This window comes from Alcanivorax jadensis T9 (assembly GCF_000756655.1).
Taxonomy (GTDB): Bacteria; Pseudomonadota; Gammaproteobacteria; order Pseudomonadales; family Alcanivoracaceae; genus Alcanivorax; species Alcanivorax jadensis.
Map to the genome: position 1 here is coordinate 375,029 of NZ_ARXU01000001.1, position 18,364 is coordinate 393,392.

The following is an 18,364-nucleotide window of genomic DNA, read 5'->3' on the forward strand; positions in this document are numbered from 1 at the left end:
CGCTACCGCTGAAGGAGCTCGCTATGGCTGTGGATTTGTTTCTGTTGGGGTGCGCCCTGATCTTCGGGGCAGGCTTTCGCTTTCTGTTCCGTCATCTGCCGGAAGAGCGCTGGCAATTCGTGGCTTCGTTACCGCTGAAAAAAAACCATGACGGCTCCTGGCAGGGTTTGAACCTGACCTTCTACGGGCTCTTTACCGGTATCGCCGGCGGGCTCGGCGTTACCTGCTTTATTCTGCTGACTGCTTCCGCCGGTGTGTCGCTGGGCACGGCACTGCTGCTGACCCTCGGGATACTGGCAATCTGCCTGCCCGCCGCCAAGATCATTGCCACCGTGGTGGAAAAAAACCGCCATGGCTTCACCGTCGGCGGTGCCAGCTTTGTCGGCATTATTATCGCCCCGCTGTTCCTGTGGCTGGCGGACCTGGCCAGCCAGCACTGGTGGCAGACTGCCTTACCGATTCTGCCCATGCTGGCCGCCATGTCGATTGCCTATGTACTGGGTGAAGGCATTGGACGGCTGGCCTGTATCAGCTTCGGCTGTTGCTACGGCAAGGCCCTGCGCCATTCACCGCGCTGGGCCCAACGCCTGTTCTGTACCCTGAATCATGTGTTTATCGGCAAGACCAAGAAGATTGCCTTTGCCGGGGAAATGGAAGCGGTAAAAGTGATCCCCATCCAGGCGGTCACCTGTGTGGTTTATACCGCGCTCGCGCTGGTCTGTAGTGCCCTCTTCTTCCACAGCCAATTTGCCCTGGCCTTTGCCCTGAGCCTGGTAGGAAGTCAGTTGTGGCGGGTATATTCGGAAACGTTGCGGGCGGACTATCGTGGCGGCAGCAGACTGTTCTCGGTATACCAGATGATGGCGTTGCTGGCCGCGCTCTATGGGATTGCCATCAGTCTGATCCTGCCTGCCCATGGGGGCCTGGCGGCGGATCTTGCTGCCGGCCTGGGAGCCCTCTGGTCACCGGGGGTTATTCTCAGCCTGCAGATCATCACCGTGGCCATGTTCTTCTTCTCCGGCACCAGCACCATCACCACCGGCGAACTACGCTTCGGCCTGGCCGCAGACTGGCGCAGCCAGGCGGGAGGAGAATAGCCTCTAGCTGCAAGCTACAACGCGATTGAAGGTTCTGTTTATTTTGAGAGCAAGAGGCCGCGCCCAAAGTTTGGGAGCGGCCTCTTGCGTTGAAAACACGCAAACCCATGCTCGCGTTATAGCTTGTAGCTTATCCCAACGCCACCGCCTTCACCTGCGCATAAAGCCGCGCACCGGGGAACACCTCAAGCTCCCGGGCGGAGCGGCTGGAGATGCGGGCGAGCAAACGCTGATCCCCCAGAGCCAGCTGTACCACAGCCTGTCCCGGCCCTACTTCGCGCAAGGCTGCCACCTGCACCGGATGGATATTAAGAATGCTGGAATCCTGCGGCGCCTGGCGGCACAGGCTCACATCCCGGGCGGCAATGCGAAGGCGTACCGGCTCTTCGCCAGACACCGGCTGCGCCGCCGGTAGCCAGAATGTCTGTTGTGCAACGGTCACCGCCTGCAGATGATCCCGGTTGTCGTAATCTCCCAGTTCACCGTACAGCAAGGCCGTGGCATCGCCACGCTGGGCCAACGGGCCATCCAGCCGTGCCAGTTCTTCGTGAGCCTTGCCTCTGGCCACGATGCGTCCCTGCTCCATCAGCCAGACCTGTCGCGACAGGGTCAGCAACTCATCCAGATCATGGGTGACATAAATCACCGGCACCTTCCTGGCGATATCGCTGATCATCTTCAGCAATTCCTGCTTGTGGCCGTGATCCAGAGCTGACAGGGGTTCATCCAGTAACAGTAGTTGCGGCCCGGCCAGTAACGCTCGAGCCAGCGCCACCCGCTGAGCCTCACCCCCGGAAAGTGTCTCCACGGAACGCCCCAGCAAATCCTCAATACGCGCCTGACTTACCACGCTGTCCAGGTCCCATGCTGCTCCCCGACGTTTCACCACATAGTCCAGATTGCCGCGCACACTCAAATGGCGAAACAGGGTCGGCTCCTGAAACATCATGCCCAGGGGGCGCTGCCATGGCGGCAGCGTGACGTCGTCGGTTTGCCAGAGCTGGTCACCGAAGCGAATCTCGCCATCGCAATCCTGAAGCCCGGCCAGCATTCGCAACAACGTACTTTTACCGGACCCGGAAGGGCCGAACAGGACCGTCACACCATTGGCAGCAAGCTGCGCCTGCGCCTGCAAACGGCACGACCCCACCTGGCCGGACAGGGAGAATGCCAGACTCATGGCATCACCCCGGTGTTCTGCTTGCGTTGCCAGCGAAACAGGGCCCACAGCATTAACACCGACGCCACCAACAGCACCGCCGCCAACCGATGCGCACTGGCGTAGTCCCCGGCCTCTACATGCTCATAGAGAGCCACTGAGGCCACCCGGGTTTCCCCGGCCAGGCTGCCGCCGATCATCAGCACCACACCAAATTCCCCGAGGGTATGGGCAATACCGAGAATCACAGCACTGGCATAGCCATGTCGGGCCTGGGGAATCACCAGCGAGAAAAAACGGTCCATGGGACGGGCCCCAGAGACCGCCGCCATATCCAGTTGCCGTGGCTCAATGGCCGCAAAGGCATTCTTGAGAGGTTGCAGAACAAAGGGCAGCGAATAGACCAGCGAACCGATCACCAGGCCGGTAAAGCTGAACGCCAGAGAGCGGGCACCGCCCCATTGCGCCAGCCAGCCGCCCGGGCCACTCGGTCCCAGCCCGATCAGAAGATAAAACCCCAATACCGACGGCGGCAACACCAGGGGCAGTGCCAGCAAGGCTTCCAGTAGCGCCTGCCCCGGCAAGCGACGCCGGGCCAGCCACCAGGCCAGCGGCGTACATACCACAAGCAGGATGAGGGTGGTAACCACCGCCAGTTTGACCCCGACCCACAGGGCCAGCCAGTCGCCATCACTCAACATCATCGGCGACCTCATCGGTGCGATAACCCAGACTGCGTATCATTTCCTGAGCCTCGCCAGAAAACAGAAAATCGTAGAAATGCTGTGCTGCAGGCATACCCCTCAGCACACCACCCTGCTGACGTATTAGTGGATAGAGCGCGTCGGGAATACGCCACTGTCGCCCTCCCTGGTCCTGGACCTGGCTTAACCCCACAAAGGCAGCCTCTGCGGCGCCACTATGGGCAAAGTGATAGCTCTGCGCCACATTCTCTGCCTGTACCAGGGTCACCGAATCCGGAAGTGGAAATTGTTGCAGCACTGCCTCGGCGGCTTCGCCATAGGGTGCGGTACGGGCATTGGCCATGGCCACGGGGGTCACCATGCCGGCCACCAGTGAGGAGCCATCGAGAACGGCTCCGGCATCCGGAGACCATAGCACCAGCCTGCCAATGGCATAGGTGCGCACTGTGCCAGCCTGAATCCACCCTTCGGAAGCAAGCTCCTGCGGCCGCCGAGCATCGGCAGCCAGGAAAATATCGTAGGGCGCCCCCTGGCGAATCTGGGCCGCCAGTTTGCCGGTGGAGCCAACCGTGATCTGGATGTCTGCCCGCGGGTATTGCTGGTGATAACGCTGGACCAGTTGTTTCAATGGGGAGGAAAAATTGGCAGAAACAGCAACCTGCACGGGCTCAGCCCCTGCGATGGTGGAGGCCAACGCCAACAGGCTGACAAGCAAACACTTCATGGAAGCTCCACGACCACATCCGATGAGCGCCAGTCTAACCCGAATCCGTCACGCCATGGATGAGAGAAGCGCCAACAGTTCGCTAACGCTGGGGATAACCTTGATTCTCAGGACGGCTTGCGGGGGTTCTGGCCACGATGTTGGCGACCCCGGGCGCGGGCCAGTTCTATCTGCTTCTGGCGTTCGGCGAAACGCGCCTTCTGCTCTGGAGATGACTCGTCGTAGCACTTGGGACAAGAGACGCCAAGCTGGAATTTTTCCGATGCTTTTTCGTCGTCATTAATGGGACGACGGCAGGCATGGCACTGGTCGAATTCGCCAGGATTGAGATCGTGATCGACGGTGACTCTTTCGTCGAAGACAAAACATTCGCCTTCCCACAGGGAGTCTTCCTTGGGCATCTCTTCCAGATATTTGAGGATGCCGCCCTTCAGGTGATAGACCTCATCAAAGCCCTGCTCTTTCAGGTAGGCAGTGGATTTTTCACAACGAATCCCGCCAGTGCAGAACATGGCCACTTTCTTGTGTTTGGCCGGGTCCAGCGTGTCTTTCACATAGTCAGGAAACTCACGAAAAGTGCGGGTTTCCGGATTGATGGCGCCCTTGAAGGTGCCCACTTCCACTTCGTAATCGTTACGGGTATCGATCAGGAGGGTTTCCGGATCACTGATCACCGCATTCCATTCTTCCGGGCTCAGGTAAGTCCCCACGGTGCGGTTGGGATCGATCCCCTCCACGCCCATGGTGACGATTTCCTTCTTGAGTTTGACCTTGGTGCGCAGGAAGGGATGCTCGTCGTGGAAGGATTCCTTGTGCTCCAGATCCGCCAGTCGCGGATCCTCACGGAGCCAGCCAAGCACCGTATCAATGCCGGACCGTGGCCCGGAGATGGTGCCGTTGATGCCTTCCCCGGCCAGCAACAGAGTGCCGCGCACATCCTGCGCCAGCATCAGCGCCAGCAGTGGCTCACGCAACTGCTCGAAATCACCCAGACGGACAAACTTGTACAGGGCAGCAACGACAATGCTGTCCGACCTTTCCACTTTATGCTGACTCACGCCTTGAACTCCGGATCATGCTTGCTGCCGCCAAGACAGTCAGGAGATTCACTCACCTCGCCGCCTTTGGCCTGCCACTCCGCCACGGTATAGGTATGTAGCGCCAGTGCATGCACCGGGCCCGCCAGCTCGTCGGCCAGCACCTTGTAAAGCATCTGGTGGCGTCGTACCGGCAACATGCCGTCGAAGGCATCACTCACCAGCACCAGCTTGAAGTGGGTTTCCGAATTGGGCGGCACACTGTGTTTGTGGCTTTCGTTTTCCAGAGCCAAATGTGCCACAGGGACGGCCTCGGAAACCTTGCGCTCGATCAATGTTGCTACGCTCATGCCACTCACCACTCTTACTCACCCACATCCAAAATGTCGCAGATCACAACCAGTATAGCGCGGCACCGGGGCTGCGCGGGGGCGGTATTCTACGCGCTTTGGGTGATTCTGAGAAATGTCCGGCGGTCGGACACCACCCCCTTACTTCGGGACGGGAATGATGGTTTCCCAGAGGGCTTCGGCAGCATCATCCAGCAAACCGGCCATCTCATCGCCCGGTCCCAGCTGGCGCACCTGCCGCCCGACGGACCAGCCCTGCCAGCCTGGATCATCGCCGTGGGCAAACGCCCCCCAGGCATCCTGCACCTGTCGGGACAGGGCTCTGGCCGCATCACCGCCGCCGGTGAAATAAATTCCCGCCGGAGTATCGGTGACACCAAACACAAAGGGCACATCCACCACATGGCAGGCCCCCAGCGGCAAGCCAAAGGGCTCGCTCTGCCAGGTGAACTGGAATCCCCAGCAATCCGGATTGTGACGGCTCTGGGCATCCAGCAAACGTACCGTGGGCACCCGGAACAGACGATCGGATTCCATGGCTGAAAACACGTCCAGCGGACTGCGGCGGGGGGCCGCCTTGACCGTGGTGCGGTAATAATCGAACGCCCGGGCACCATTGCCCGGCAGCCCCCGTTCAAAGCGACGCTGGATTTCCTGATCATCCACGTCCCGCACGGATGCCATTTTTACTGTTCCGGCCAGCACCCCGGCGTACTGGAAAAAGTGGTATTCATCCTGGCAGACTCCGGCCAGCAGCCGCTTGTCCGCGGCAGCGCCGGCGGCAATGGCTTCTATCGGTAGCTGCGGCAACAGATCCCCATCCACCATGGGCAGAAAATTCATGGCGAACTGTGGGGTTGTCGTGCGCAGGCCGCGGTCCACCAGCACTTTTACCGCCTGATTCTGGGCCTTGATCCAGTCTTTGTCGGAGCAGTCGCGCAGCCTCTCTGCGGCACTGCCTTCGCCGGGCAGAGCGGCCACAAAGGCATCGGTGACCTTGCGGACCTGTTCCGGCGCCAGAACAAAATCTGCCGCGCCGGACTGGACAATGGCAGCGTGGAACAGCGATGCCGCCCGCGGGCATGCCAGTAGCGCACAGACACTGAAGCCACCCGCGGATTCCCCGAATACGGTGACCCGATCGGCATCACCGGTAAAACCGCTAATGTTTTCCTGCACCCACTCCAGGGCTGCCACCTGATCCCGCAGCCCCAGATTGCTGTCGGCCTGAAGCTCCGACGCCACCGCCGTGAAATCGGCAAAGCCCATGGCCCCCAGTCGATAGGCCGCATTCACCACCACCACCTTCTGGCTACGGGCCAGTTCCGCACCGTTATACAGAGGCTGGGAAATGGAGCCGGCCAGATAGGCACCGCCATGGAACCAGACCATCACCGGAAAGGGCCCCTCTCCCTCAGGAACCCAAATATTCAGGTACAGACAGTCTTCACTGGACTCGTGAACTCCCATCAACGGGTTCTTCATCTGTAGCGAGGGCTGGGGATATTGATCCGCCGTCACCTGATTATCAGCGTCCGGCAACGGCCGGGGCGCCTTGAAGCGATGCTCACCCAGCGGCGGCAAGGCAAACGGAATGCCTCTGTATTCGGTGACACCATTACTGGCAAGTCCTTGATAGTGGCCCTGGCGAATCACTGCTGACATGGATGGATCCTTTTCTGATTTCTGTCCGACAACCCTGCCGCGCCCAACGTGTTTCATTCGCCGGGAAATGGTTCTGCAGACGCCACGGTGGCTGAGCCCGCACAGGGGGGATGTAGACCTTAGCAAATTACCTACTGATGAGTAGGCCAAACCTCGTGTTTAATTGTTAGACAACATAAACAACACTGTCAGAATCCTGACTTACACTTGTTCACGCCCTCGCAGCCACCGCCAGAGGGCTTTGCTAATCCATTTTTTCTACGGAGGGAAGCCCCCTATGAGCAACGCTACGATCGAGCAACTCAACGAGCGCTATGAACAAGTTACCACCGAAGCCAAAGCGGCTCTGGAAAAACTGAACACCGCCGTACGTGGTGCTTACACCCGTCTGGAAGAAAACGGCACTGAGCTGTTCCAGACCCTGGTGAAAACTGGCGAGAAGCGTCAGAAAGCCGTGGCCAAGCCACAGAAAAAAACTACTGCCAAGAAGCAGCCGTCCCAGCTGGACGAAGTGCGAGGCAAGGTTGCTTCCGCTTTGGGTCTGCCCACCCGTGATGAGGTAGAAGCCCTGAACAAGAAGTTGGCCACCCTGACTCGCAAGGTCAACAAGCTGGCCAAAGAAGCGAAGTAATCGCTTTTTGCCAGTCTCAGGGGCGGTACCGCCGCCCCTGCTCTCTCCTCTTTGTCTCACCTGAACCGTTGACTTCCCCGCCCGCCTCTCGTTATCTAGTAGCCTCCGCAGATAACAAAAACGACGCGAGCCAAGATGTCCGCCAGCCTGTCTTCTTCACTGAAATTACGTACCGTCGCCCCTTTCTGGCTTGAGTTCCTGCTGGATGCCGCCCTGCGTGCCGGTGTCGATCTGAGTGGTGCCCTGGTGGATCTGGGTATCAGCAACGACGATCTGGAAAACCCCCAGTCCCGCATTGCCATGACGGTTGAGAACCAGCTACTCAAGCAGGCTATGCAGAAGAGCGGTGATCCGCTTTTCGGTCTGCACATGGGCGAAGGCATCCGCCCGCGCTTCATAGGCGAGCTCGGCTATGCCAGCATGTCCAGCGCCACCCTCGGTGACGCCATCGAGCTGATGATCCCCTTTACCAAGGTCACCAGTGAATGTGCCCAGCTGCGCTTCGAGTGGCGTGACAAGTCCCTGTGGCTGATCTGGGAAAGCGACCTGGAAGACCTGGCCACGTATCCGGCTCGCATAGATGCCAACTTCGCCGGCGCCATCACTTACGGCCGCTGGCTGATCGGCAAGGAAATGTCGCCGGCCAGGGTGCTGTTTCGCCACCCACCACAGGGCGAGGAGCAGGAATACCAGCGCATCTTCCGCTGTGAGGTCGCCTTCGAGCAGCCGCAGAATGCCATCGTCCTCGATGCCAGCCTGCTGGACCTGCCGCTGCGCGATGCAGACCCGGAAATGCACAAGGTGGCACGTTCTCGCATGCAGCGGGCGGTCACCCAGTACCATGCCCGCGACAATCTGCTGGAACAGGTACGCCTGGAGATTCAAAAACGCCTGCAGCAGGGGGTCCCGCAACTGGAACCTATCGCCGACCAATTAGGCATCAAGCCCTGGACCCTGCGCCGCCAGTTACGATCAGAAAACACGGATTTCTCCAGCCTGCTGGAAGATGAACGCCGCCGCCTTGCCTGTGACTGGTTATTGCACAGCGACCGCTCGGTAAACCAGATCGCTCTGGATCTGGGCTATTCGGAACAAAGCGCTTTCAATCGGGCCTTCAAACGCTGGTTCGGCGTCACCCCGGTGCACTACCGGGAACAGCAAGGTAGCGCGTTATCCCCCGACCATTGATGCGCCGCGCCAGCGGCGCTTGCACTGGCCCAGCGTAAGCCCACGGGCAAACCCCTCCACCAGGGTCTCCCCCAGATTGCCCTGCAGCATGCGGGTGGACAGAGGCATCAACGGGTAGAACAGCCGCGCCAGCTGCTCTACCGTCGCCATCTCTTCCCGCCAGCCCGCCAACCACCCGGAGTAGCTCGCCAGTTGCCCGGCAAGAATCGCCTGGGCGGCCAGCTGGCCGCTGAGAACGGCGCCATAAATCCCTTCTCCCAGCAACGCTTCGGTACAACCGGCCGCATCACCGGCAAACAGGATTCTCCCCTGACACAAACGGGCCAGTGGCAGCCAGGTGCCCAGCGGGTAGCCCTGCACCCCCGAGGGACGGACGCCCAGCTGTTGCTGACTGTAGCGATCAAGCTGCTCACGGCCCGGCGAGGCTATTCCCTGACGCCACACGTAAAGCCCTACGTTGACATGATCGCCCTTGGGAAATAGCCAGCCGTAGCCACCTTTGATTGCCGCAAAATCCAGTGTCATGCCCGGATACCAGGAGAGCTGCTCCCGGGGCACACATCCCTCGATAGCCACGGCGCCGCCATAACGGCACTCCCCCAACAGCTTGCGTACCGGGCTGTGGGCGCCATCGGCAGCAATCACTGCGCTGGCCTGAAAGCGCTCGCCCTCACGGGTGGTCAGGGTGACAGAGCGGCCATCCTGCCGCAGGGTCTGAATCCCCCGGGTTTCGGCAAAGCTGGCTCCCTGCTCCTGGGCCTGTTGGCGACAGAACGCATCCAGTTCGGCACGTTCGGTCATCACGCAGAAGGGGCTGGCAGCTTGCAAAGCCTGACTACCGGCAGGAAAGCGACCTACCCACAACGTGGACACCACTTCCCGAACCACCGGGGCGATGGAAAACCGGTAGCGATTCAGGGTCTTCGCCGTCACTCCACCAGCACAGGGTTTGCCCTGCCCGGCAGGCCGTGACAGGACCAGCACACGCTGCCCCGCCGCCGCCAGGTCCCAGGCGGCGGCACAACCGGCCTGGCCGGCGCCAACCACCACCACATCCCATTTCGTCATTCATTGCCTCGTGTCAAATCAGTTCGCTCCGGCTCAAGACCTCGGTCCAAGTATGAATAGGCCTTTGCTTCCTTTATAATGCGCCCCGTCCGGGACCCCTGACCCATGGCGGAATTCGCCATTGCTCAGTGGCTCCCCTGGTTTCAGCCCCATAAGTTCTCCCGAATTAAAGCTAGGAGATTGTTAATGAAAGCACCCGTACGCGTAGCCGTTACCGGCGCCGCTGGCCAAATCAGCTATTCCCTGCTGTTCCGTATCGCCTCCGGCGACATGCTCGGCAAAGACCAGCCCATTATTCTGCAACTGCTGGAAATCACCCCGGCCATGGAAGCCCTGAAAGGCGTTATCATGGAACTGGAAGATGGTGCTTTCCCGCTGGTCGCCGGCATCGTTGGCACCGACGATGCCAACGTGGCCTTCAAGGACGCCAACTACGCGTTGCTGGTTGGTGCTCGTCCGCGTGGTCCAGGCATGGAGCGTAAAGATCTGCTGGAAGCCAATGCAGCAATCTTCTCAGCCCAGGGCAAAGCCATCAACGACAACGCCAGCAAAGACATCAAGGTGCTGGTTGTCGGTAACCCGGCCAACACCAATGCCCTGATTGCCCAGCGCAATGCGCCGGACATCAACCCGCGTCAGTTTACTGCCATGACCCGCCTGGACCACAACCGTGGCATGGCGCAACTGGCCAACAAACTGGGCAAGACGGTCAACGACATCACCAAGATGACCATCTGGGGCAACCACTCTTCCACCCAGTACCCGGACCTGCACCATTGCGAAGTGGACGGCAAGGTAGCCATCGACCAGGTTGAGCAAGACTGGTACGAAGGCACCTACATTCCGGAAGTACAGCAGCGTGGTGCCGCCATCATCAAGGCCCGCGGCGCATCTTCTGCTGCTTCCGCTGGCTCCGCAGCTGTTGATCACATGCGTTCCTGGGCCCTCGGTACTGCCGACGGTGACTGGGTTTCCATGGGCATCTACAGCGACGGTTCCTACGGCATCCAGGAAGGCCTGATCTACTCCTTCCCCTGCACTTGCAAGGATGGCGACTGGAGCATCGTTCAGGGTCTGGAAGTGAACGATTTCTCCCGTGGCAAGATGGAAGCCACCGAGAAGGAACTGGCGGAAGAACGTGACGCCGTTTCCCACCTGCTGCCGTAAGGTTTCGCAGGCATGAAAAAGGGGCTCTCCGGAGCCCCTTTTTTTATGGTCAATGTATGCAGCGCTATTGCTCAGTAGTCGTAGTCGTACTGCATTTCAGAAGCAGCTTGGGCACGCTCCACATATTGGTTGTAGGCCGGCACGGCCACTGCCATCAGTACGCCGATGTACCCCACGAACAACACCGCCACCACAACAAAAGCCGCTACCACACCGCCGCTGTTGGCAACCGGTTTGGGCCCGAATTTGTTCGGTCCCTTGGTGCCCGGCATGAAGATCAACAGCAACCCCATGATCAGGTTCACAATGGGAACCAGAAATAACAGCACAAACCAACCGCTGGCATTGATGTCATTCAAGCGGCGAATTGCATAGATCACCGTCATCACCAGAATAAACAGCATCACGACCATGGCCAGGAAGCCCAGCAGCATCGTGGCCCCGGAATTGGCAGAAGCGCTGTCAAAGCCGCCCATGATTGCCGCCAGAATGCCACCCACAATAGCAATCGCCAGGTAGGAGAGCATGGTCAAACCGAAGGCATAGACGACGTAGCGCATTCGGCCGATACGACCTGATGCGGCAAAGAATTTTGGCTGATAGCGCTCATCAACTTTGGCGATACAAACATCCGCCGATGGAGCTTGGTAAGGCTGGTTCATGCCCCCCCCCCCCTTGCGATAGTGATTACTGATGAAAAGGTCAGCCTCTGTCATTGCTGCTACTTCCTGCAATAGCTCAGAGAAAGAGCCGAACAGAGAACTGCAACTTCGAATCTAGGTATTAGCTGTACCTTCCTGGAGCCGGCAGCCGGCCACTGTTGATTCCTTACAGGGTGTGCTTGCGACTGAAATCATCCATCGCCCGCAGTAGATCGCGACGGCTGATCTGACCGACAAGCTTACCCTTGTCCACCACCGGAAGACGACGCCGGTGATCGGCAATAAAGATTTCTGCCGCATCCAGTATTGAGCTATCCGGAGAGATAGTCTGAGGGTCTTGGGTCATGTACTCGGCAACCGAGCCAATTTCTGTTTCATGGTAGCTGGCCTGCAAAGCGCCCTTGAGACAGTCTGACTCGGAAAAAACCCCTACCAAACTTCCTGAATCATCCACCACTGGGGCACCGGAAATCCGGTTCTCCAGGAGGATACGAATGGAATCATTGACCGAAACATGAGGTTTCAGGGTAACCAGGTTGCGGGTCATGTAATCGGCAACCCGAATGGACTTCAGCATGAGAGAGAACTTTCCTGTGTATCGGACCGAAATAGGCCAATCGTTCCTTTTATAACAGATATTGCTCTGATCACCACGGACTCTGTTTAGCCTCTGAACGACGAATGGCTGTAGATGCAAACAGTTACGCAATGTTACCTTTTGAAAAGACTTATATGCAAAAAGGGAATTTTATGAAAGTCAGAGCCGAAGACATGGAAGCAAAGACGTGGTTTCGCAGCGATCGTTTTTTCAACGAAGGGGGACGTTGGTTCTTTTCGACCCGGGAGAATACCGTTGAAGGCCCTTTTGATACCCACTGGGAGGCAGAACAAGAATTGATGATGTATATCCGCGATATGCAAGCAAAAGCGTCATTTGGGCTAGCACCAGAAATCCGCGTCTGAGAGCTGCCCTCTATCAGGGCAGCTTACAAAGATGGGTTACAGCAACGCGTGGCGCGAGGTAATAATGCCGTTGTTATCCGCGTACACATACTCCCCCGGGTGAAAGGTCACGCCACCAAAAGTGATGTCGATATTGAGCTGCCCTTCATCGCGGCGCACGGATTTGATCGGCACGCAGCCCAGGGTGACAACACCGATATCCAGCTTGGCCAGCTCATCCACATCGCGGCATGCGCCATAGATGATCACCCCTTCCCAGCCATTCTTGACCGCGTTCTCGGCAATCATGTCACCGATCAGGGCATTGCGCAGGCTACCGCCACCGTCGACCACCAGCACTTTCCCTTTGCCGTCAGTGGCCAGGTGCTCCTTGACGCGGCTGTTGTCCTCGAAGCATTTCACTGTCACCACTTCCCCACCAAAGGCACTGCGCCCACCGTAGCTGAACCAGTTATGGCCGGTTACCACAGACACGCTGTCGGCATTCTCATCACAGAGATCGCAGGTCACAAAGGTCATACTGACTCCTTAAAACAGTAGTGAGAAAGGTGTTCCAGGGTGGCGGCCAGATTCGCGCCCTTGCATCCAACTCCCCTATTCGCCTTTCACTTCTCGTGGGTTACGGAACTTGCCGGCAAACACCAGAAAATCCCGGTAGCGTAGTTTGTAAAGACCGGTCTGCGGCCCCTCAAGGGCCATGCCTACCATGGCATCCGCCACCTTCTGGCTGTCAACTGGCAGCCAATGGGCATCAGTCCAGCGGGTTAGCGGCTCGATCACGCGATTGAAGATATTACCCCAGTCCTCAGCCGGCCGCCGGTCATTTCGCTGCCCGCGCAGCAGGGAGGGCTGGAGGATGGCCAGTAACGGCAATTCCAGTTTAACCAGCGCTTTTTCCATCTGGCCTTTTACCCGGGCATAAAAAAACGGAGAGCGGGCGTTGGCATTGACGGCCGACACCACCAGAAAACGCTGCACGCCGGCGCGCAGGGCCATCTGCCCGGCCAGTACCACCAGATCATGGTCCACATGACGGAAGTCTTGCCGGGACCCGGCCTTCTTCATGGTCGTGCCCAGGCAGCAAAACACATCATCTACCTGAAAATACGACTGGCAGGCTTCCATCTTATCCAGATCAACCACCTGAACATCCAGTTTGGGATGCTCTATGGAAAGGGGTCGACGGCAAAGTACCCGTACCTGTTCGTACTCATCACTTTCCAGCAGATTGGCAAGACAGTCGTTACCGACCAGTCCGGTGGCCCCCAGCAGCAAGGCTTTTCTTGTCATTCATCATCCTCATCAAGATCCGGCTCCGCAGGCAACCAGCGCCGTAGAACCGTTTCCAGTGCGTCCAGATGCACCGGTTTCGCCAGAAAATCATCCATTCCCGCCGCCAGACAACGCGCTTGCACGCCTTCCGCCGTGTTGGCGGTAATCGCCACAACCGGTGTACGCGCTCCATCGTTCTGCTTCTCGCGATCGCGCAGCCGCCGGGTCACTTCAAACCCGTCCATTTCCGGCATCATGCAATCCATCAGGATCAGATCAAACCCTTCCTGGTTCACCAGGGCCAGTGCTGTTTCCCCATTACTGACGGTTTTCACCTGATAACCCAGCTTGCTCAGCATGCCCCGAGTCACCAATTGGTTGACCTCGTTATCTTCGACCAGCATCAGCCGGAACTGCTTGCGCCGCTGGCGCTCCTCACGGGTCTGCATGGGCGCATCGCCGACCGGTTGCTGACGCTGCAGGCCCACCAGGCGAGCCAGGGCATTGCGCAGACTGCGGCGATGGGCCGGGCGCACCACCACCACCAGTTCGTGTTTGTCGATCAGCTTCTGCACCGCCGGGGTACCGCGCTCTTCGATAGTGGCCAGCAGCACCAACCGCACCGGTCGCAGGGAAGGATCTTCCAGCACGTTGCGGCACAGGTTCAGGGCCAGTTCCGGCCGCGTCCAGGTATCCACCAGTAGCAGATCAAAATCGCTGTGTTCACGGTGGCCGGCCCGCAGGGCCTGCAACGCATGGTCATAGCCCTGGGCGGAGGAACACTGACAACCAAGCGTCTCGAGCTCTTCCTGCAGGCAGGCTACGGTACCGGAGGCGGCGCCCACTACCACGGCCTCGGCGCCATCAAGGGCTCGTATCAGATCCTGGGCTTCGCGCATGTCCGGCTGCATCTGCACCGGCACGGTGAACCAGAAGGTGGAGCCCTCTCCAGGTACGCTCTCGGCGCCCAGAGTGCCTCCCATGGCATCAATCAGGCCCTTGCAGACCAGCAGGCCGAAGCCGGTATGGCGGCTGCTGTAGACATCCTGGCCCTCTTCGATAAAGCGGTCCTGGAACAGGTGGCGCAGGGTTTCCGGATCCATTCCCGAGCCCTGGTCGCTGAGCCGCACCCTCAACACACCGTTGCTTTCGCTTTCCACGGTAAAATCTACGTCGAGGCGGATCTCGCCGTTATCACTGAATTTGATGGCATTGCTGAACAGGTTGTTGAGCACCTGCATGAGGCGCTCACGGTCGCCGCGAATGCGTTTGGGGAGCAACCGGTCGATCACACAGGTAAGTTCCAGCCCCGTGGTCTGAGCCATGGGGCCGAAGGCTTCCAGCGCCTGCTCAATGGCAGTGCGGAAATCAAAGAACTCGGAATTGAGAGTGACCCGCCGGGACAGGATGCGGGAATAATCGAGTACGTCATCAATCAGCGACAACAGCAGCTTGCCGCTACGCCCGGCTACTTGCAGGTAATCCTTCTGCTCATCATCCAGACGGGTATCTTCCAGCAGGGACATCATTCCCATGAGGGAATTCATCGGCGTGCGCAGTTCGTGGGCCAGGCGGTAGACCAGACTGAGCTGCACCTCCGTGCTACTGCGCACTGGTTGCTGACTGCTGCTTTCGCCCCGTCCGCGGCGTTCGCGGGTCATGGCATGCCAGAAGGTTTCATACTGGCCGCGATAGAGCCGGAACAGGTAGAACGCATAGATGCTGATCATGATCGCGATCACCCAGTCGTGCAGCGACCCGGTGATCAGCAGTACCAGCACGGTGGGCAGGAACATCAGCACGATATACGCCTGACGCACCCGCAGACCGGCCATCCAGGAGCTACCCAGGGCCGTAGTGACACCGACGTTATAAAGCAGTACCGCGAAGAAGTTGAAACCGGAGCCAAGTCGCCAGGCCAGCCAGGCCGGCAGGATACCCCACAGCAGGGCATGCATGGCCAAACCTGCGCCAAACAGCTTGCGCCAGCGTGCCGGCCCCGAGCCGTAGAGGGCATCGAAACGGGCAACCAGCCATAGTCGATAGGCGGTGACAGCCAGAACGGCCCCGCCTCCGATGAGCGCTTCGAGTTCGAAACTCTGATAGACCTGCCCCCAGGCAAAAACCAGGGCATAAATCAGAAGGGCCGCCAACACCCCCATCAGGGAGTTCTTGGCGGCCCCGTAATCGACGCGCTTGAGAACCTTTCGATCTTTCTTGTATGACACTGTGTCGTGTTCCGTGGAACCTGATTGGACGTGTCGCGCTACGTTAGCACTGCTTTTCCGGGCTGGCTACTCCGCCGCGCACGATCCAGGGCAATCAGTAACGGTACAAAGAAGAAAAAGTCCACAAACAGCGCCATGGCAATGGTGATCGCCGATAGCAACCCCATGCTGGCATTGGGATAGAAGTGGCTAGTGCCAATAATCGCGAAATTGGCCACCAGCACCACGGAGGTGGCTACCAAGGCCACTCCCACGGTCCGGAAAGCATAGTCCACGGCTTTCTCCGTATTCAGGCCCAGCTCCCGTTTGGCACGCACATACTTGCTGAGAAAGTGCACCGTATCGTCCACCACGATCCCCAGGGTCATACAGGCCACCACCGATACCGCCAGACCGATTTCGCCATTGATCAGCCCCCAGAGACCAAACGCCATGGCCGCCGGCAACAGGTTGGGAATCAACGACAACAGACCATAGCGAACCGAGCGAAGTGCGAAGATCAGCAATAGCGAGACACTGATCAGTGCGATCAGGGCGCCGCCCAGCATGCTTTCGATATTACGCATGGTGACCCGGCCGAACAGGATATCCATGCCTGTCCCTTTGGTTTGCATGGCCGCGGGCCAGTTATCCTGCATCCACTGCTCAACCCGGTCGTTGAAATCCAGCACCGGCTTTGAGCCGATGTTTTCCAGTACCACGATGGCGCGAGCCTGGCGCTTGTCGATATCGAGCTGGTCTTCCAGTCCCAGCCCCTGGGGCAGGGACAACTCGTACAACAGTGTGTACTGGGAAATCAGTTCCCGGGAGTCCGGAATGCGATAGTAAGCAGGGTCACCGCCGTGCAAGTCCCGGTTAAGGCGTTTGATCACATTGGTATAGGAGGTGGCGTAGACCACTTCATCCTGCTGCTCCAGCCAGGTCATCAGATCATCAAGATGCTGAAGATATTCTGGCTCCATGGTGCCGCCGGACTCACCGGAGGGAACCGCATAATCAATACGGTGCATGCCGGTCATTTCCGACATGGCAAAATCGTTGACCCGCCTTACCTCGAAGGTCTCGTCAAAGTATTCGTTGAACACATCGTTGGTACGGTTAAGCCCCACGCTCGCCGTCAACACCACGACGACAACCGACATGCCTGCCAGCCAGCGCTTGTAATGACGGCTGAGATGACCGGCCAGTGCGCTCATCCAGGGGGCATAATCACGCTGTCTGCCCGGCTCGATGCGGTGCGGCAACAGCATCACGAGCGCCGGCAGCAGCAGTACCGAGAACACAAAGGCCAGCAGCACCCCGATCAGTACTACATTGCCCAGCGCCCGGAACGGTTGTGATTCGGAAAAATTGAGAATGGCAAAGCCGATCGCCGTTGTCAGGCTGGTCAACCAGATTGGTTGCAGATTGATACGCAGGCTTTCAAGCAGCGCCGGCGTCTTGGCAATTCCCTGCAGACGCTCATGCCGATAGCTGGCGAGAAGATGCACGGAATCCGCCACCGCCAGGGTCAGGATCATGGCCGGCGCCATACCCACGATGGGCGAGAACTCGATACCCAGCCACATGGCAATCCCCATGGCCGAGGCAATCGAGAAGGCGATCACCACCACGGTCACCGCCACAAACATGGCACTACGCAGGATCAGCCAGAGACACAGCAGCATTACCAAAAATGCAAGTGGCAGCGTGGTCGCCATGGACTGCTCCGTGGCTTCAGCAGAGGCCTGGGAGAACACCACGGTACCGGTCACCATGAATTCGATGTCCGGGTATTGCTCACCATAGGCCCGCGCCATTTCCCGGGCGGCGGCAGTGATTTCCGGGGCCTCGGTATTGCCCTCCCCCATGGTGACCGTGGCAACCACCCCGGCCACATGCCCCTTGTCCGAGACGAGTCGGCCGACCAGCGCGGGCTCGTTCAGGGCGATCTCACGGGCTTGCTCGATATCCTCCGCCGACATGGTAAGCGCATCTTCCACCAGTGGGGCCACAAAGAGGTCATCGCCCTCCACTTCCGTGTGCTGAAAGTTGGTCAGCGAGTCCACCCGGGTGGAATGTGGCAACGTCCAGGCATCATCGGTCAGGGCTTCAATGGCCGCCAGCGTTTGCGGTTCAAACACCCGGTCGTTTTTCGGATGCACCACAAACAACACCATCTCGTTGGCAGTGAAGCTGTCTTCCAGGGACACAAAGCGCTTGAAGTCCGGGTTCTCTTCCGTGAAGAAAATTCGTGGATCGTTGTTGTTATGGAAGTGGCTCATGCCACCGGCCATGGCAAGGCACAGGCCCGTGCAGGCCAGCAGTACCCACACCGGATGTGTCACCACCCAGCGACTCCATGCGTCTTTCATGCGTATCCCCCTTATTCGGTAGCCGCAGTCTAGGCAGGGGTAAACACTGTGTCACGGACCGAAAGGGCCAAAATCAGATACTTTACGTTAACGTA

Annotated in this window: 18 protein-coding genes; 5 read left to right on the forward strand and 13 right to left on the reverse strand. The window is 58.8% G+C overall.

The genetic code is table 11. The features are described from left to right. The first annotated feature begins 23 nt into the window (after positions 1 to 23). Entirely contained in the window at positions 24 to 1,097 is a 1,074-nt protein-coding gene (locus T9A_RS01750; protein ID WP_035244542.1) for a prolipoprotein diacylglyceryl transferase family protein, read from the forward strand. 130 nt (positions 1,098 to 1,227) lie between these two features. Here T9A_RS01750 and modC read toward each other — a convergent pair whose 3' ends face one another. The 6 genes from modC to T9A_RS01780 all read right to left on the reverse strand — a co-directional run bounded on the left by modC (position 1,228) and on the right by T9A_RS01780 (position 6,736). Further along, positions 1,228 to 2,277 (reverse strand): molybdenum ABC transporter ATP-binding protein, encoded by a 1,050-nt coding sequence (gene modC / locus T9A_RS01755; RefSeq protein WP_035244544.1) that lies wholly within the window; start codon positions 2,275 to 2,277, stop codon positions 1,228 to 1,230. Continuing rightward, the gene (gene modB / locus T9A_RS01760; protein WP_035244840.1) at positions 2,274 to 2,957 is read right to left on the reverse strand and encodes a molybdate ABC transporter permease subunit; all 684 of its coding nucleotides are present in this window, start codon (positions 2,955 to 2,957) and stop codon (positions 2,274 to 2,276) included. The genes modC and modB overlap by 4 nt, the downstream gene beginning before the upstream one ends. Further along, the gene (modA, locus tag T9A_RS01765; RefSeq protein ID WP_035244546.1) at positions 2,947 to 3,684 is read right to left on the reverse strand and encodes a molybdate ABC transporter substrate-binding protein; all 738 of its coding nucleotides are present in this window, start codon (positions 3,682 to 3,684) and stop codon (positions 2,947 to 2,949) included. Before modA ends, modB begins: the two co-directional genes overlap by 11 nt. Positions 3,685 to 3,791: 107 nt before the next feature. Beyond that, positions 3,792 to 4,742 carry an oxygen-dependent tRNA uridine(34) hydroxylase TrhO gene (trhO, locus tag T9A_RS01770; RefSeq protein ID WP_035244549.1) on the reverse strand — a complete coding sequence of 317 codons (951 nt, stop codon included), beginning with the start codon at positions 4,740 to 4,742 and terminating at the stop codon, positions 3,792 to 3,794. Next, positions 4,739 to 5,071: a BolA family protein gene (locus tag T9A_RS01775; RefSeq protein WP_035244551.1), complete on the reverse strand. Its 333-nt coding sequence runs from the start codon at positions 5,069 to 5,071 to the stop codon at positions 4,739 to 4,741. The genes trhO and T9A_RS01775 overlap by 4 nt, the downstream gene beginning before the upstream one ends. A gap of 141 nt (positions 5,072 to 5,212) precedes the next feature. Next, complete coding sequence (locus T9A_RS01780; RefSeq protein WP_035244552.1) at positions 5,213 to 6,736, reverse strand: carboxylesterase/lipase family protein; 1,524 nt, start codon at positions 6,734 to 6,736, stop codon at positions 5,213 to 5,215. Positions 6,737 to 7,013: 277 nt separating this feature from the next. Between T9A_RS01780 and T9A_RS01785 the strand changes: the two genes are divergently transcribed. Both T9A_RS01785 and T9A_RS01790 read left to right on the forward strand, forming a co-directional pair. After that, entirely contained in the window at positions 7,014 to 7,367 is a 354-nt protein-coding gene (locus T9A_RS01785) for a phasin family protein (protein ID WP_035244553.1), read from the forward strand. Positions 7,368 to 7,502: 135 nt separating this feature from the next. Further along, entirely contained in the window at positions 7,503 to 8,555 is a 1,053-nt protein-coding gene (locus T9A_RS01790) for an AraC family transcriptional regulator (RefSeq protein WP_035244555.1), read from the forward strand. Here the strand turns inward: T9A_RS01790 and T9A_RS01795 are convergent. Next, on the reverse strand, positions 8,538 to 9,623 hold the full coding sequence (locus T9A_RS01795; RefSeq protein WP_035244556.1) for a geranylgeranyl reductase family protein: 1,086 nt from the start codon (positions 9,621 to 9,623) through the stop codon (positions 8,538 to 8,540). The genes T9A_RS01790 and T9A_RS01795 overlap by 18 nt on opposite strands. Before the next feature lie 186 nt (positions 9,624 to 9,809). Here T9A_RS01795 and T9A_RS01800 point away from each other — a divergent pair, with 186 nt between their 5' ends. Then, on the forward strand, positions 9,810 to 10,790 hold the full coding sequence (locus T9A_RS01800) for a malate dehydrogenase (RefSeq protein WP_035244559.1): 981 nt from the start codon (positions 9,810 to 9,812) through the stop codon (positions 10,788 to 10,790). A 71-nt stretch (positions 10,791 to 10,861) separates the two neighbouring features. On the opposite strand, the gene T9A_RS01805 is transcribed toward T9A_RS01800, so the two are convergent. Together T9A_RS01805 and T9A_RS01810 are read right to left on the reverse strand one after the other, a co-directional pair. Continuing rightward, positions 10,862 to 11,452, reverse strand: coding sequence for a DUF805 domain-containing protein (locus T9A_RS01805; protein WP_035244841.1), 591 nt, complete (start codon positions 11,450 to 11,452; stop codon positions 10,862 to 10,864). Positions 11,453 to 11,618: 166 nt separating this feature from the next. Continuing rightward, complete coding sequence (locus tag T9A_RS01810; protein WP_035244561.1) at positions 11,619 to 12,029, reverse strand: CBS domain-containing protein; 411 nt, start codon at positions 12,027 to 12,029, stop codon at positions 11,619 to 11,621. A gap of 104 nt (positions 12,030 to 12,133) precedes the next feature. Here T9A_RS01810 and T9A_RS01815 point away from each other — a divergent pair, with 104 nt between their 5' ends. Then, positions 12,134 to 12,415: a DUF6316 family protein gene (locus T9A_RS01815; RefSeq protein WP_232221960.1), complete on the forward strand. Its 282-nt coding sequence runs from the start codon at positions 12,134 to 12,136 to the stop codon at positions 12,413 to 12,415. 36 nt (positions 12,416 to 12,451) lie between these two features. Here the strand turns inward: T9A_RS01815 and rraA are convergent, their stop codons facing one another. The 4 genes from rraA to T9A_RS01835 all read right to left on the reverse strand — a co-directional run bounded on the left by rraA (position 12,452) and on the right by T9A_RS01835 (position 18,269). Then, positions 12,452 to 12,934 (reverse strand): ribonuclease E activity regulator RraA, encoded by a 483-nt coding sequence (gene rraA, locus T9A_RS01820; protein ID WP_035244563.1) that lies wholly within the window; start codon positions 12,932 to 12,934, stop codon positions 12,452 to 12,454. A 75-nt stretch (positions 12,935 to 13,009) separates the two neighbouring features. Then, positions 13,010 to 13,705, reverse strand: a complete 696-nt coding sequence (locus tag T9A_RS01825) for an NAD(P)H-binding protein (protein WP_035244566.1) — start codon at positions 13,703 to 13,705, stop codon at positions 13,010 to 13,012. Next, on the reverse strand, positions 13,702 to 15,915 hold the full coding sequence (locus T9A_RS01830) for a response regulator (protein WP_035244568.1): 2,214 nt from the start codon (positions 15,913 to 15,915) through the stop codon (positions 13,702 to 13,704). Before T9A_RS01830 ends, T9A_RS01825 begins: the two co-directional genes overlap by 4 nt. A gap of 38 nt (positions 15,916 to 15,953) precedes the next feature. After that, a complete protein-coding gene (locus tag T9A_RS01835) occupies positions 15,954 to 18,269 on the reverse strand; it encodes an efflux RND transporter permease subunit (protein ID WP_035244570.1) in 2,316 nt (771 codons plus the stop codon). Positions 18,270 to 18,364: the final 95 nt, after the last annotated feature.